Source organism: Allomuricauda sp. ANG21 (genome assembly GCF_040705235.1).
Taxonomy (GTDB): domain Bacteria; phylum Bacteroidota; class Bacteroidia; order Flavobacteriales; family Flavobacteriaceae; genus Flagellimonas; species Flagellimonas marina.
Genome location: NZ_JBFCVT010000002.1, coordinates 754,635 through 769,258, shown reverse-complemented (window position 1 = coordinate 769,258; position 14,624 = coordinate 754,635). Strand labels below are relative to the sequence as shown.

The following is a 14,624-nucleotide window of genomic DNA, read 5'->3' as shown; positions in this document are numbered from 1 at the left end:
CATGGATGAAAGAAAATGCTTGGAATGTGGCGCAAAGCTATTGGGAAGGGTGGACCAAAAATACTGCTCGGACCATTGTCGCAATGCCTACAACAACCGTCTGAACAAGGATAGCAAAAACTTGGTCCGAAACATCAACAACAAACTTCGGAAGAACTATCGTATTTTGGACAGCTTTCCACTAAAAGAAGGTAAAACCACCACTACAAAAATGAAGTTGATGGATAAAGGCTTCGATTTTGAGTATATCACCAACCTGTACACCACCAAAAAGGGGAGTACCTACTATTTTGTATATGATTTAGGGTATTTGCCGCTTGACAATGATTATTATATGATTGTAAAGCGGGAATGACAAAAGGAAACTATTTCCAGTTCTGAGCACTAAGCTTTAGGGCGGCAATCACAACATCCTTACGACTGATCTGCCCAACCAAAATTCCATTCTTCATAACGGGTAAACGTCGTCTGTTGTGCCTGTCAAAGACCCCGGCCGCATCAAAGATGCTCATATCATGCGGAACGGTCTCTACATTTTTGGTCATAAAGCGTTCCACACTCTTGTCCAAAATAGGTTGATTGAAATAGCGGCTTTCTGAAATTTGCTTCATGCAGTCCGCTTCGGAAATAATTCCAACCAAGAATCCATTGCCATCCAAAACAGGACCACCTGAAATATGGTACTTTGCAAAAGCCTCCATAACTTCCAAAATGGATTGTTCTGGGGAAAAAGTGACCAATTTTTTGGTCATATAGTCCTCTACCAAAATAGGAGCGTTGTATTTTTTCTTGGACTCCTCCTTGGATCGTACGCCTTGAAAACTTTTGATAGCCATAGGGTTACTGTTTAGAGTTAAACAATAAATATAAACTTTTTTAGAGAATTGTCTAATTTTTAACGTTAAAATGTGCGAACCTTTCATAAATTCATACATTTAGATACCAACATAACCAAATCATGAAATTTTCTCGCACGCTTGCCCTTTTGCTCCTCTTTTTTGCGGTCTATTGGAGCTTTAATTCATTGATGCCCTCCTATTCTGCTGATGAAGATTCTGCCCAAGAAGAATTTTCAACAGACCGGGCCTTGGTCCATGTTAAAAATATTTCCATTGAACCCCATGCCGTAGGTTTTCCAGGTCATGCCCGGGTTCGAGCTTATATTATTGCCGAACTCAAAAAAATGGGATTGGAAACCATTACCCAAGAAGGGTATACGGCAGGTGACTGGGGCAACTTGAGCAAAGCGTCCAATATTTTAGCTCGAATAAAGGGTTCTGAAGCCGGAAAAGCCCTTTTAGTCCTATCCCATTATGATAGCAACCCCCACTCCTCCTATGGAGCCAGTGATGCGGGAAGTGGAGTGGCCACCATTCTCGAGGGAATCAGGGCCTTTTTGGCTGAAAACAACACTCCAAAAAATGACATCATTATCCTTCTTACCGATGCCGAAGAGTTGGGCCTTAACGGTGCAGACCTTTTTGTAAACAACCATCCATGGGCAAAAGATGTGGGGCTAGTGCTCAATTTTGAAGCGCGAGGTAGCGGTGGACCCAGCTATATGCTCATTGAGACCAATCGTGGCAATGGAACGTTGATCAAGGAATTCACCAAGGCGAATCCAAAATATCCGGTGGCCAATTCCTTGGCTTATAGTATCTACAAAATGTTACCGAATGATACAGACCTTACTGTCTTTCGGGAAGATGGCGATATTGAGGGATTTAACTTTGCTTTCATTGACGACCATTTCGACTATCATACGGCATTGGACAATTATGAGCGGTTAGACCGGACTTCCTTGGCTCACCAAGGCAATTATTTGATGCCGCTTTTGCATTATTTTTCGGATGCTGACCTAGACAATCTCAAAAGTTTGGATGATTATGTGTATTTCAATCTGCCTTTTTTTAGATTGGTCTCTTATCCGTTTGATTGGATTTGGCCCATGTTCGCTCTCGCTGTATTGGCCTTTCTTCTGCTACTTTTTGATGGGCTCCGGAAAAAGAAACTCCAATTAAAGGACATTTGTAAAGGTTTTATCCCAGTTTTGCTCACTTTGGTCATCAATGGTGTCATTGGTTACTTCTGTTGGACCATAATCACATGGTGGTATCCCGGTTTTAAGGACATGCTCCATGGTTTTACGTATAATGGACATGCCTATATTGTGGTCTATGTGATGCTTTCAGTGTCCATCTGTTTTTGGATGTACCATCAATTCCGAAAAACCAGCGCGCCAAATCTTTTGGTCGCTCCCATTTTTATTTGGTTGATTATCTGCGGCTTGGCATCCTACTATTTACCAGGGGCCAGCTTTTTTGTGGTTCCGCTATTTGGGTTGTTGGCCGCTTTCATGGTTAGCATCAACCAAGATGAACCCAACTCATTCTTGCTGGTTTTTCTAGCGTTGCCCGCCGTGTTTCTGTATTCACCCTTCATAAAAATGTTTCCTGTTGGGTTGGGTTTGAAAATGATGGTGGCTGCAACCGTATTCACAACGTTGTTGTTCTTTTTGGTGCTCCCCTTCTTCAGTCAACTTAAAAACAAGAGTACCTTGGCATACTTGTTCCTATTTTTATTTATGGTCTTTGGCATATCCAGTCATCTCAGCTCCCATTTCAATGAAGAGCGACCCAAACCCAGCAGCCTGTTATATGTGTACAATGCCGATGAGAATGCTGCCATTTGGGGCACCTATGATCATAGTCTGATTGGTTGGAACAATCAATTTCTTGGAAATGAAAAGCGAGTACCCGGACCCGATGAGTACAAGACTTTGTCAAGCAAATATGCCACAAAGCTCACCTATATTGCAGAGGCTCCCAAAAAAGAAATCACCCTTCCTTGGATAGACACAGTCAGGGATACCATTTTAGGCGAGAATCGTGTTGTTGAAATCTGTGTCACACCAAAAAGGGATGTCAACCGACTTGATGTGTACACCAACTCCATCGCTTTAACTTCGGCAAAGGCGAATCGCATTCAATTATCCGATGAATTCTTGCAGAAAAGGAGAAACAAATTGATTACGCACTATATCACCAATAATGATTTCACCGAATTGGAACTGAGCTTTCCAAAGGATTCGGTTTTGGAGCTTTCTTTTTATGAGGCATCCAACGACCTCCTCTCCCACAAGGATTTCAGTATCCCAAAAAGGCCGGAAAACAGCATTCCCATGCCTTTTGTCTTAAATGATGCTATCTTGACCATAAAAACCATAAAGTTTGAGTGAAAAAATTGGCGTATTGGGTTGTGGATGGCTAGGATTACCTTTGGCAAAACGACTCTTAAAGGATTCCTATAAGGTATTTGGAACCACAACTTCAGCAGATAAACTGCAAGCATTGGAAAAGGAAGGGGTACATCCCTTTAAAATTAGTGTAAAGCCCACCAAAATCCACGGGGATATTCAAGGTTTTTTGTCCCAGATTGATGTGCTCATCATTAATGTGCCACCTCGATTAAGAGGTAGTCAAAATGAAAGTTTCATTGACAAAATGGAGCTCTTGCATAGCGAAATCCAAAAAAGTGGTGTGAAAAAGGTCATTTTTGTGAGTAGTACTTCGGTCTACGGAAATTTGGAAGGTGAGGTTACTGAGAGGACCCCACCAAACCCCGTGACTGAATCTGGAAAACAGTTGGTGCAATCTGAGGAACTTTTTTTGAGTGACCCCCACATCTCAACCACAATTATTCGGTTTGGCGGACTCATTGGCCCAGACCGGCATCCTGTGACCATGTTGTCCAAAAAACAACATCTTACCAACGGCAACGACCCGGTCAACCTTATCCATCTGGAAGATTGCATCCATATCATCAGCATCATTCTCAAAAACAAATACTGGGGTGAGGTATTCAATGGTGTCAATCCTTTTCACCCTCCTAAAATTGAATATTATAATTCAGAAGCAACAAAAAGGGGGCTACCCTTACCTCCTTATCAAGTGGATGGCACCCATAGTAAGGCCAAGGTGGTAATCAGTAAAAATTTTCTGGAAAAGGGACATTCCTTTACCACCTCCATTATATCCTGATACTTATGGGATTATTAACAGGATGATATGGATAATTTTTTTAGTTTTGGCGCACTAAATTGAAGATGAATGAAAAAGACACTACTCTTATTACTGTTGCTTGTGGGCTTTAGTGGAATTTCCCAGACCAAAAACGAACTTTTGGACCACTACAAGGCGTATTACCAAGAAATGCGGATGCAAGGCGATGTTACTGGCGTAATAGGGGCATTGACCCATTTAAATGTACTCTCACCCTCCACAGAGCGAAGAGATACGCTGGCCTTTGTCTACATGAACAATAACCAGCACATGCAGGCCCTGAATACTATCGGTATTGATAAGAATGAGGCCGACTCGGACCTTGCCGTGCAAGTAAAGGCTGTTTCTTTGAAGGCATTGAACCAACCTAAAAGAGCTTTGGAACATTTTGAGATTTTATACAAAAGAGAGCCATCGGCGTATTTGGCCTACGAATTGGCGGACCTTAAAATTCAAGTTGGAGACAATTCAGGAGCCTTGTCAAACATAGATTATGGCATTAACAATGCCCAAGAAGGCATGACATATGCTTTTTACGAAAGACAACAACCCTACGAAGTTCCTCTAAAGGCCGCTTTTCATCACTTGAAGGGATTGGTCACATATAATATGGACAAGAACAATATTGATGCGGCCATAACATCCATAGATGAAGCCCTAAAGATAGACCCCAATTTTAATCTGGCCAGTTTGAGCAAACAGGCCTTGGAATCCCGCAAGGAAAAACCCGAGGGAGAGGGCGGCAACAAATAATCACTGCTTCTTTTTCAGTTCAAGGAGGAGTGTGTCATCCTTTTCTTCCTTGATTTGGACAAGTTCGTCCACATTTTCATTGGGCACTGCAATTGAAAGCACATAATGGGCAATTTTCCATTGCCCATTTTCTTTTCTGAGCACTCCAGAGCCTCTACAGATTTTCATTTGGGTATCCAATAACTCATCAAACCAAGCAAAGTCCTTAGCTTTATTGATATAGATATTCCGCTGCACCGATGTAAAGCTCCAAGCTTTGCCTCGATTAAAATAAGGCTTGGAAAACGCCTTGAATTCTTTGTTTTGCCAATTTTCCATGGCATCTGTCCCAATGAAAACAGCATCCTTGGTCATCTTTCCAAAATACGCTTCAAAATCAGCATTGGCGGCAGCCAAGTGCCAATCATCCAAAACTGTGTTTATTTTTTCTTCCTCGATATCCTGGGCCATGGTACCAAGTACCATGAAAAATCCCAGCATAAATAAAATTTTAGTTTTCATCCAATATTAATTCTTTGTCCAGTTGACTGTTCACGATTACATTGAATTGTTTTCGCATGGCATTGTAAGCTTCAAGCATTTCAATGGTAGGTGTCGTGGTCTCCTGGTTTTCCAAAATACTCGCCTTCACCTTGTACATATAGGTTTTCAATACCCGTTGCCTACTTTTCACCTGAAAAGTGTCGAACAATTCGGGATACGTGCCCTCAGCAAGTTTTTTTTCTTTTTCAATTAGATCGTCAATGGCCAAACTGAGGTCTTCATTGTTGGTTGCCTTGTAGAGCACATCGATGCTTGCAGCAAACGAGGTGAACTCTTTCCAATCTTTTACAATTTCAGTAGCTTCAGGATTTATAGCAAGTTTTTCAGGCATTCTTTGATATTCAAAAACAAGCTCGGTGCCCTGGGGCTCCTGAGCATCTTCTTCATTGGTTTTGCATCCGAAGAGGACAAAAAAAACAATCAATAAGCCTAACAATTTTCGCATAGGCGAATGTACAAATTTTAATAAAGGGTATCTTTGCCATCAAACGCAATTAACTTCAATTTTAATGCAAAAACCTATTCTCATTATTGGCGCATGTGGCCAAATTGGAACGGAACTCACCATCGAACTACGAAATAAATACGGCGCCGAAAGAGTGGTGGCAAGCGACATTAGGGAGGGAAGTGATGCTTTAATGGCATCTGGCCCGTTTGAATTGTTGGACGCCACTAATTATGCCGCTATTGAGGATGTGGTGATGCATTATGAGATTGACCAAGTGTATCTCATGGCGGCCATGCTCAGTGCAACCGCCGAAAAGTTTCCTATGCGCGCATGGAACCTGAACATGAGTTCACTTTTCAATGTGTTGAATTTGGCGAAAGAAGGCAAAATCACCAAAATATTCTGGCCTTCTAGTATTGCTGTTTTTGGGCCAAATACCCCCAAGGAAAACACAGCTCAAAGTACCATTATGGAGCCTAGTACGGTATACGGCATCAGCAAACAATCTGGGGAACGGTGGTGCGAATATTATTTTAAAAAATTTGGTGTGGATGTGCGCAGTGTGCGCTATCCTGGTTTGATCAGTTGGAAGACCATGCCTGGTGGCGGAACCACCGACTACGCGGTTGAAATTTACCATGAAGCCTTGAAGAAAGGAGAATACCAATCTTTTTTGGACAGGGACACTAAACTGCCCATGATGTATATGGATGATGCAATTAGGGCCACCATTCAGCTCATGGAAAGTCCAGCGGAGAATCTGGCCGTAAGATCATCCTACAATTTGGGAAGCATGAGCTTTACTCCAGAAGATGTAGCGGAAAGCATCAAAAAACACATTCCCAATTTCAAAATCAGTTATGCTCCTGATTTTAGACAAAAAATAGCAGATTCTTGGCCCAGTAGCATTGATGATTCCTTGGCCAAAACAGATTGGGGCTGGAAACCTGAATTTGATTTGGATCAAACTACTTCAGAAATGCTAAGCAATTTAAAGAAAGAGGGATAGTTTACTCCTCTTCATCAGAATTGGAAAAGTCTTCATCGTCATCATCTGGGAGTTTTCCCAAATCTTCGGTATCCAGGTCATCATCTTCGTCGTCATCGTCATAGTTGGCCATGGTGTGTTCCAATTTGGAACTGATTTTGACCAAATATTTGGTATCGTCGGTTGAAACCTCAACAGCCTCTACCCACTCACCTTTTAGGTTTCTAAAATTGATGACATCATTATCGCCATAGCCATCAGGGTATTTATCCACCAACAGCTTCAGGACTTCGGGGGTCAATTTTTTATAATCGACAATTACACGTTTGAGGTTATTCATAGCAGTGGGATTATCGGGTGACTAATCTAAAAGTAGAATAAAAGTATTTGCTACAAAAAAAATAACAAAAAAAATTATGTTACATCTATATCAGATTTACCACCTGTTTTCTTGAGTAGTTTTATTTGATGTATTTCCACACCCTTATCAATGGGCTTGAGCATATCGTACATGGTAAGGGCCACCACACTGGCGCCATGCATGGCTTCCACTTCCACCCCTGTCTTGTAAAATGTCTTTACGGTAATCAGAACTTTAACCTCCAGACCGTCCATTTCGTATTCTATGCCGCAATACTCCACAGGAAGTGGATGGCAATCGGGCAACAAATCTGATGTCTTCTTTACGCCCAAAAAACCGGCGGCCTTGCTCATGGAAAGCACATCACCTTTGGGAACAGTCCCGTTTTTTATGGCTTCAATAGTCGATATATTACTGACCTTAACTACGGCCTGGGCCACGGCAGTTCTATGGGAAGATTGTTTTTGTGTAATATCTACCATGAGCTATGTATTAACTTTCCATTGATAGGAATCATCCTCAAAAAGTTCTTTGCCGAAAACGGGAACGTGGGCCTTAATTTCTTCCACCACATACTCCAACGCTTCAAAAGCTACGCGTCTATGGGGTGATGAAACAAAGACAAAGAGGCAAATTTCCCCAGTCTTCACCTTTCCCAAACTGTGGTAGATATGCATACAGGTAATCTCATATTTTGAAAAAGTTACCTCCCGAATCTCATGGAATTTTTGATTGGCCATAGTCTCATAGGCCGTGTACTCAATGGCTGAAACGGTTTTGCCTTCAATTTCGTCCGCCCTAACCTGACCCAAAAAGATATCGTGCGCCCCAATTTGGGTCTTGGATTGATGCTTTGCTATGGAATTGGCGATAAACTCGGGAGAAATGGCTCCTTCCTTAAACACATTCTTGATTTTGGTCTCCATACCGCAAGTTTTGCACTAAGGTAAGGAAGAATATGGGAAAGTAGCCAAGCAAAAAATTAACGCTTTGGCGTAGAGCACAAATTTACATTCCAAAGCCACGCTTTGAACACTTCGTGTTTACTCCGCAGCCCCGGCAAGAATCGGACTTTGCTTTTGGAGTCCAATTTTACAGGAGTTTCAGCTTTTTAATTATAATGCTGGCTATCTGTAATCTGTTGTGATTGATTTGCCTTTCGTCAATTCCAATATACATTCGAAAACGCATAATCATTTTAGATTCCCTTCAGATATCTGACTGCCTAAGTCCACATCATATATAGACAACATAATGAATAGAAAGCATCATCTTTCGTTCGGAAGCAGTTAAACTGAGAAGATTTATTTCATTTGAACCCTTTTCTTACTGATTTATTTCTCCATTTACCAAGTCTGATTTCTGTTTTACAATGATAAAATCCGACCTTCTATTTACCAAATGTTCTTGTTCTGTGCATTGGACTCCATTGGCACATTTGTTCTTTAAACGGTATTCCCCATACCCATTGGCGCTTACAATTCTATCCGTATCAACTCCCTTGGCAATCAGATACCTCATGGTGGATTTAGCCCTGTCATCGGATAACCTAAAATTGTATTGGTCTGTTCCCCTTGAGTCCGTATGTGACTCAATCTTGATTTTTACTTCTGGGAACTCCCGCATTACAAATAGTACTTTTTCCAATTCAATTTCAGCTCGGGGTGTTATGTCCGATTTGTCGTACTCAAAATAAATGGGATTGACCTTGATTTTTTCAACATCACCCTCTTTTACCACCAGGCTTTCAAATGGCGTTAGATAAATCATATTGTTGACTGATGCTTCCTCTGGGTTTTCATTTGTGGTAATAAATACTTCCTTTTTAGAAAATCTGGGTTTAAAAAACACCATTTTACTCTCTTTGTTGCAGGGAAGAATAAATTTAAAATAGCCTGTTTCGTCGGTTTTTCCAGCTTCCAAAAGTCCAGAGCTAAGATCGTACAACTCAAAACTGGCCAAAGTAATGGGTTCACCTGTTTTTTCATTTAAAACATATCCGGAATATTCCAAACAGTTTATGGGTTTTGCCTTTTCCAAATAATAAATGTCATCGTCACCTTTACCACCAAAACGGTTGGATGCAAAATACCCGTTACCCTTGTCATGGTTTAGTACTAGGGAAAAGTCGTCCATATTGCCGTTAACGGGATTCCCTAAGTTTATGGGTAGTGAGTACTGTGATTTTGATTTTATTTGGGAAACGAATACGTCCAGACCTCCAAGACCATAATGACCATCTGATGAGAAATATAAGTCACTCCCATCAACAAAGGGAAACATTTCCCTGCCCCTTGTGTTAATGGTAGGTCCTAAATTCATCGGAGGAGTTATGGCATCACCGTCAACACCCAATTCTACTACATATATATCGCTTTCCCCTTGACCTCCGGGCATGTTGGAAGTGAAGTACAGATATTTGCCATCCGCACTAAGGGCTGGATGCCCACAAGAATACTCCTTACTGTTAAACGCCATCGAAGTTACATTGACAAGTTCATTGTTGTAAATGGTCCCCTGTAAAATGTGCATGTTGGAAAGTCCATCACTATTGGCACTAAGCTTGTTCTTTTTTAAATAATTACGGGTAAAGTATACCCTTTGCGATCGTGAATCAAAAGCCAAATTGGAATCATGGTAAGCTGATTCAAGGTTTTCGAGAAACTTTTCTGGAACAAAATTTGATTCATTTGGATGGGTTAGGTATAAATCCAAATAGGGCTGATTGTTCCAAGGATATAATTTTCCATTGGACTTCACAGTATCCCTGGCCGACGCAAACACCAGCTTACCATTATACATACTCGGTGCAAAATCTGACTTTTTGCTGTTGAAGGCCAACGTTTGGATTTCATACATGGGCTCCTTTTGCAAACTACTGTCTAAATGCTGTTTTTGGGCCATGATCATATCCAACCGGCTTGTACGATCTGAATAAAACTCCCGTAGCAACTTATCCGCTTGTTCTGGCTCCATACTTGCCTTTAGGCATTGCACCAATTTTATGATATTGTTTTCCCCCATTCCCTTTCCTTCAATGGTATAGAGTTTTACATACCAATCCTTGGCCTTATGGTATTCGCTCTGATTAAAATGGGCATCGGCCAAGCGCTGGATGATGTGAGTGGAAGACTTACGTTTTTGGGATACAAGATCTTGATACAGTTCAATGGCCCTATCAAATTCAAAATCGTTGAAGAATTGGTCTGCCCGTTCCAATTTACTTTGGGAAACGGCTGCTGTACATGTACAAAATGCTATGAGGAGTGCTACTTTTTTCATACTATATTTTTTAGAAGAATCTTGGTGACAAGGCTCTTTTGTTCGTATCAAAAACAGTGTATTTAAGGATGATTTCATGAGACCCGTCATTATAATTATCCAGCCCTGATGTGGAGTAGTCATAGGCATAGCCCACAAAGAATTTCTTGGCAAGGTGTAACCCCACCAAAGCGCTTATTGCGTCATCATAACGGTAGGCCACCCCTAGATTCACCTTTTCTTGAAGCAAAAAGTTAGCAGAAACATCCACTGTCACCGGTGAACCAGAAACATGCTTGGTCAAGAATGCGGGTTTAAACTTTATGGAACTGGAAAGGTCCATCACATACCCCCCCATAAAATAATATTGACTTTTTCTATCGGTGACCGTTAGGTCATTGTCATTATATATTTGTGATTTCAGAAAGTTGTCACTGGAAGCACCCAAATACCATTTTTCACCATACCAAAATGCCCCTACCCCAAAAATAGGTCTGGTTTTGTTCAAGTTTTCCTGAAAAACGGGATCTTGGTCATCGGAAAAACTTCCCTTGGACCAATCGATGCTCAGCACATCCAACCCTACATTCAAGCCCAAGGAAAGCTTTGTTTGTGCCCCAGTGGGAATCTCATAGGCAAAATAACCATTGACCTCCACGTTATTGGAGGCGCCAATATTATCGTTAAGAGCCGTTAACCCCAATCCTATTTTGTTCCCTACTCTTCCTTGTACCGTAAACGACTGTGTCTCCGGTGCCCCTTCAAGACCAACCCATTGTGAACGATAGAGCACATTGGCCTCAAAACTTCCCATAGTTCCCGTATATCCCGGGTTAAGAATGGTGGTATTGTACATATATTGGGTATACTGGGGAGCTTGTTGCGCTTTTGCGCCAAACTGTGAACTAATAAGAATGCAAAAAACCGTGGCTATTCTATGTGGAATATTTTTTATCATAATTGACGAGATTGAAATATGATTATTTGATGAAGTTCTCTATCTGGCAAGCTGTAACCAGCCTGCTAGATTTCTGTTCAATTCAGGTATGTTGATGACATAGTAGTACGTTCCTGAAGGAAGATGTTCACCCTTATTCAAGATTCCCCCAACATTGGCAATACCGCCCCAATTATTCTGATAGTTAACGGATTCAAAGACCTTGTTACCATTTCTATTGAACACTTGAACAGTGTTTGCATAATTCTCTATACATTCTATTTCAAAAAAGTCATTGAAGCCATCATTATTCGGGCTGAATTCGTTGTAGACTTCAAAGCAGAATTCCTCACCCATCACATCGCCGCAATCCACAACTTCAACATCCAATCGTGTATCACCCACTGGCACACAACCCATGCTATCCTCATAACGGACACTGACCGAAGTGTTTTGAAGGCTGTTCCATGATACGGTCACAAAATCATCGGAAGAAGTACCACCATTGATAATGGCGCCTCCAATTACCGTCCACATATAATTTTGCTTTCCTGTTTCTGTGGAATAGGTGTACTGATCTTCCAAACAGGCATCTTCAGCCTGCCCGGATAATGTGATGGGCTCTGTATCTGCGAGCGTTATATTTATCCTTAATCGGACCGTACTTTCACACCCTTCCGTATCCAACAAAGCCACGTAGTAGCTTTCTCCATCTGTGAGAACGGTATTTACATCTAATGGTGTTCCTCCTGTTGCTTCTGCATAAAAAACCACATTGGGTTGATTGACTGAAATATCGCCAATCGTGGCATTTAAATCTGCACAAAAAGTCTGGTCCAATGAGATAGTTGTCGGTATAGGTAAATCTGTCAGGTTAACAGAAATCCCAACCCTCGGCAAGACCGATATTGGGATTCCCAAAATACCGGCAAAATAAACAGTGCCGTCCACCAAAGGGGTGTTTATGTCTAGAGCCGTTGTGGCATCCAAACTATCAAAAAAAGAAATGTCGTTCGTGTTCACCACCAAATCCAAAAGTGTAGGACTATCCGAAGCGCAGAATACCTGAACCAAATCATCGATGATCAATTCAGGAATATCCACAGATATGATATCGGTAAGCGTACAGATTGTGCCACTTACAAAGGCATCTATTACCCCGTCGACATCCAAGGCTAAGTCAGCACCATCCACCGAAATGTTAAAGTCCAGATTGGCATCCAACACTCCCGTATATATTTGCCCATTTATGACCAAGGTAACTTCGTCACCAACCGCTGCATCACCGGCAACTGTTCCTGTGACCTCATACGTTGGAACTCCCAAAAAGAAATCCACTAGGTTCTCCAAGGTGATCAAAGGGTTGGAAGTGATTGTGATGCTAGATGCCGAGTCCACAATGTCTACGGTTGCCGAGGCCAGATCACCAGGAGCATTTTCACACCCGGCGCTTTCTTCTGTGATACCGACATAGTAGGAATATGGACTCCCTGCTTGATCCAATCCATTGATGGTCAGGTTTCCATCGAGGGAAATGGTATAGGTTACCGGACCCACCACCAGTCCATCCGTGATTTCATTGGTCGCATTCGCGTCAAAATACCAGCTAAAGTCCCCATCAATAGCACTTGAAGGAACCAAAACAACATCGCTGGACGAACACACTGGGTTTTCATCCCCAGAAACATCAATATCACTTGCAGTGGGAATTTCTACCACGTTGACCGTTACGGCAACACGAGGGGACTCTTCTGGGCAAGCTAACCCGCGGGCGGAAACATAATACGTTGTATCCGTATTGAGTATGGGTGTGGTAAAGGCTTCGCCAGAATTCACCGTATCCAGCAAATTGCCGTTGGTTTCGGCATCATACCACAACAGCTCATTACCTGCAGTGGTTGTAGCCACCAGGTTTGCCGTATTCCCTTCACAAATGCTAATGTCTTGTGATGTTGGATCGATGGAGGGAATTGCAGGCGCCCTGTATACTTCAAAAAGTTGAATGTTCTGATCCAGCGATATGTTCAACAGGGATGATAACCGAATGGTTACCCTATCCGCTGCCCCACCGGGATCAAAACCAATGGTGGCAGGTTGCCCACTTTCCAAAAGGGTCAAAAGATCTACGCTCAACAAACTGGAAAGATTCCCGATAAAGGTAGGCGCACTGCTTCCGCTTTGGGCAACGACCTCAATATTGTTGACAATTCCTGCTTGCAAGAGGGATGGGTCTATTGCAATGGTCAGGTAATAATTGTCACCTGTTCCCGAGGGAGTATCAAAATAGACCGTTTGTTCAATGCTTGCAGCTACTCCCAGAATGCCAAGCCCCAAACGGGAAAAGGTTCCAAAGTTAGAATCTATGGCTAAATGTGGGTCGGTAACACCTGCTCCGCCAACATCCAATAAATCCAAGGTCAGCCCACTTCCAGAAAATGAAGTGTAGGCAGGGACGCCACAAGTAGATAGACCTTGACTATGAAAAGCTCCATAGACTTCCAAGGTTCTCGTATTGTTCAAACCAATCAGCGAACCAATCTGGTTGGTTAACCTCAACCGATTGTACTGTCCGTTGGGTGCTATGGCCAAGAAGTAATCGTTATTGACATCTGCTACCACCCTCAACAAATCGGAACTGAACGCATTGACTGCACTCGAAGATTCTTCCAGAATGTTCGCATCGTTGTTTTTTGCAGTTACCGTAAATTCTTGATTTCCGATGAGTACCACACCTCCAATATCAGAAAGAAGACTTCCAAGACTTCCACCCAATAGATAGGGAAGCAAATCTTGTTCAGTGTCCAATTTAACATAAGAGGTGGTATTTGGATTTAAAGGTGTTGAAAACTCAAGTTCCAAATGACCTGAATAGGCACCAATTCCAGCCAAAATTCCAGTGCTTGCCCTTACATCTGCACTGGTTCCTAAATCCCCATCAATAGCATTTGAAGATACATCCACCTCACTCTCACTAGAGATGGTTGTTGCGAAGGTTTGTCCAACAACAAGTGATTGAAATGAAACCAATACAATAACAAATAGTAGACATTTTTTCATAATTATTAGTTTATCAACAACAAATAGTTAATGTTTTTAATTAAAACTCAATAATTCATGAAATATTTTGTTGTGTAGGTTTTAGGCTACACATAAAGTAGTACTTTTGAATAAAATATTGATTTGCAGGTTTTTAAGAATTTTTATTTGTAAAATATTGTAAACAAGACTCTTAGCGGATTAGCAATGGATATTAATTTACTGGACCAAACAAA

General features: G+C 41.7%; 14 protein-coding genes. 5 read left to right on the top strand and 9 right to left on the bottom strand.

Annotated features, from left to right (window positions below; all coding sequences use genetic code 11):
• Position 1: 1 nt before the first annotated feature.
• Positions 2-355, top strand: coding sequence for a hypothetical protein (locus AB1A65_RS05740; RefSeq protein ID WP_366586587.1), 354 nt, complete (start codon positions 2-4; stop codon positions 353-355).
• 10 nt (positions 356-365) lie between these two features.
• Here the strand turns inward: AB1A65_RS05740 and AB1A65_RS05735 are convergent, their stop codons facing one another.
• Entirely contained in the window at positions 366-836 is a 471-nt protein-coding gene (locus tag AB1A65_RS05735) for a CBS domain-containing protein (protein WP_366586585.1), read from the bottom strand.
• Between the two features lie 122 nt (positions 837-958).
• Between AB1A65_RS05735 and AB1A65_RS05730 the strand changes: the two genes are divergently transcribed.
• The 3 genes from AB1A65_RS05730 to AB1A65_RS05720 all read left to right on the top strand — a co-directional run bounded on the left by AB1A65_RS05730 (position 959) and on the right by AB1A65_RS05720 (position 4,814).
• Positions 959-3,238, top strand: coding sequence for a M28 family peptidase (locus tag AB1A65_RS05730; RefSeq protein WP_366586583.1), 2,280 nt, complete (start codon positions 959-961; stop codon positions 3,236-3,238).
• Entirely contained in the window at positions 3,231-4,040 is an 810-nt protein-coding gene (locus AB1A65_RS05725) for an SDR family oxidoreductase (RefSeq protein WP_366586580.1), read from the top strand. The genes AB1A65_RS05730 and AB1A65_RS05725 overlap by 8 nt, the downstream gene beginning before the upstream one ends.
• 69 nt (positions 4,041-4,109) lie before the next feature.
• Positions 4,110-4,814: a hypothetical protein gene (locus AB1A65_RS05720; RefSeq protein ID WP_366586578.1), complete on the top strand. Its 705-nt coding sequence runs from the start codon at positions 4,110-4,112 to the stop codon at positions 4,812-4,814.
• Here the strand turns inward: AB1A65_RS05720 and AB1A65_RS05715 are convergent, their stop codons facing one another.
• Together AB1A65_RS05715 and AB1A65_RS05710 are read right to left on the bottom strand one after the other, a co-directional pair.
• Positions 4,815-5,294 (bottom strand): nuclear transport factor 2 family protein, encoded by a 480-nt coding sequence (locus tag AB1A65_RS05715; protein WP_366586576.1) that lies wholly within the window; start codon positions 5,292-5,294, stop codon positions 4,815-4,817.
• A gap of 10 nt (positions 5,295-5,304) precedes the next feature.
• On the bottom strand, positions 5,305-5,802 hold the full coding sequence (locus AB1A65_RS05710; RefSeq protein WP_366586573.1) for a hypothetical protein: 498 nt from the start codon (positions 5,800-5,802) through the stop codon (positions 5,305-5,307).
• A 64-nt stretch (positions 5,803-5,866) separates the two neighbouring features.
• On the opposite strand from AB1A65_RS05710, the gene AB1A65_RS05705 reads away from it, so the two are divergent.
• The gene (locus AB1A65_RS05705) at positions 5,867-6,814 is read left to right on the top strand and encodes an NAD-dependent epimerase/dehydratase family protein (protein WP_366586570.1); all 948 of its coding nucleotides are present in this window, start codon (positions 5,867-5,869) and stop codon (positions 6,812-6,814) included.
• Between the two features lies 1 nt (position 6,815).
• On the opposite strand, the gene AB1A65_RS05700 is transcribed toward AB1A65_RS05705, so the two are convergent.
• From AB1A65_RS05700 to AB1A65_RS05675, 6 genes are all read right to left on the bottom strand, one after another.
• Positions 6,816-7,133 carry a hypothetical protein gene (locus AB1A65_RS05700; protein WP_366586567.1) on the bottom strand — a complete coding sequence of 106 codons (318 nt, stop codon included), beginning with the start codon at positions 7,131-7,133 and terminating at the stop codon, positions 6,816-6,818.
• A 74-nt stretch (positions 7,134-7,207) separates the two neighbouring features.
• Positions 7,208-7,636 (bottom strand): cyclic pyranopterin monophosphate synthase MoaC, encoded by a 429-nt coding sequence (moaC, locus tag AB1A65_RS05695; protein WP_366586564.1) that lies wholly within the window; start codon positions 7,634-7,636, stop codon positions 7,208-7,210.
• 3 nt (positions 7,637-7,639) lie between these two features.
• Complete coding sequence (locus tag AB1A65_RS05690; protein ID WP_366586562.1) at positions 7,640-8,080, bottom strand: molybdenum cofactor biosynthesis protein MoaE; 441 nt, start codon at positions 8,078-8,080, stop codon at positions 7,640-7,642.
• Positions 8,081-8,480: 400 nt separating this feature from the next.
• Positions 8,481-10,436 carry an OmpA family protein gene (locus tag AB1A65_RS05685; protein ID WP_366586559.1) on the bottom strand — a complete coding sequence of 652 codons (1,956 nt, stop codon included), beginning with the start codon at positions 10,434-10,436 and terminating at the stop codon, positions 8,481-8,483.
• 10 nt (positions 10,437-10,446) lie between these two features.
• Positions 10,447-11,373 carry a type IX secretion system membrane protein PorP/SprF gene (locus AB1A65_RS05680; protein WP_366586557.1) on the bottom strand — a complete coding sequence of 309 codons (927 nt, stop codon included), beginning with the start codon at positions 11,371-11,373 and terminating at the stop codon, positions 10,447-10,449.
• A 39-nt stretch (positions 11,374-11,412) separates the two neighbouring features.
• The gene (locus AB1A65_RS05675; protein ID WP_366586555.1) at positions 11,413-14,409 is read right to left on the bottom strand and encodes a gliding motility-associated C-terminal domain-containing protein; all 2,997 of its coding nucleotides are present in this window, start codon (positions 14,407-14,409) and stop codon (positions 11,413-11,415) included.
• Between the last annotated feature and the right edge of the window lie 215 nt (positions 14,410-14,624).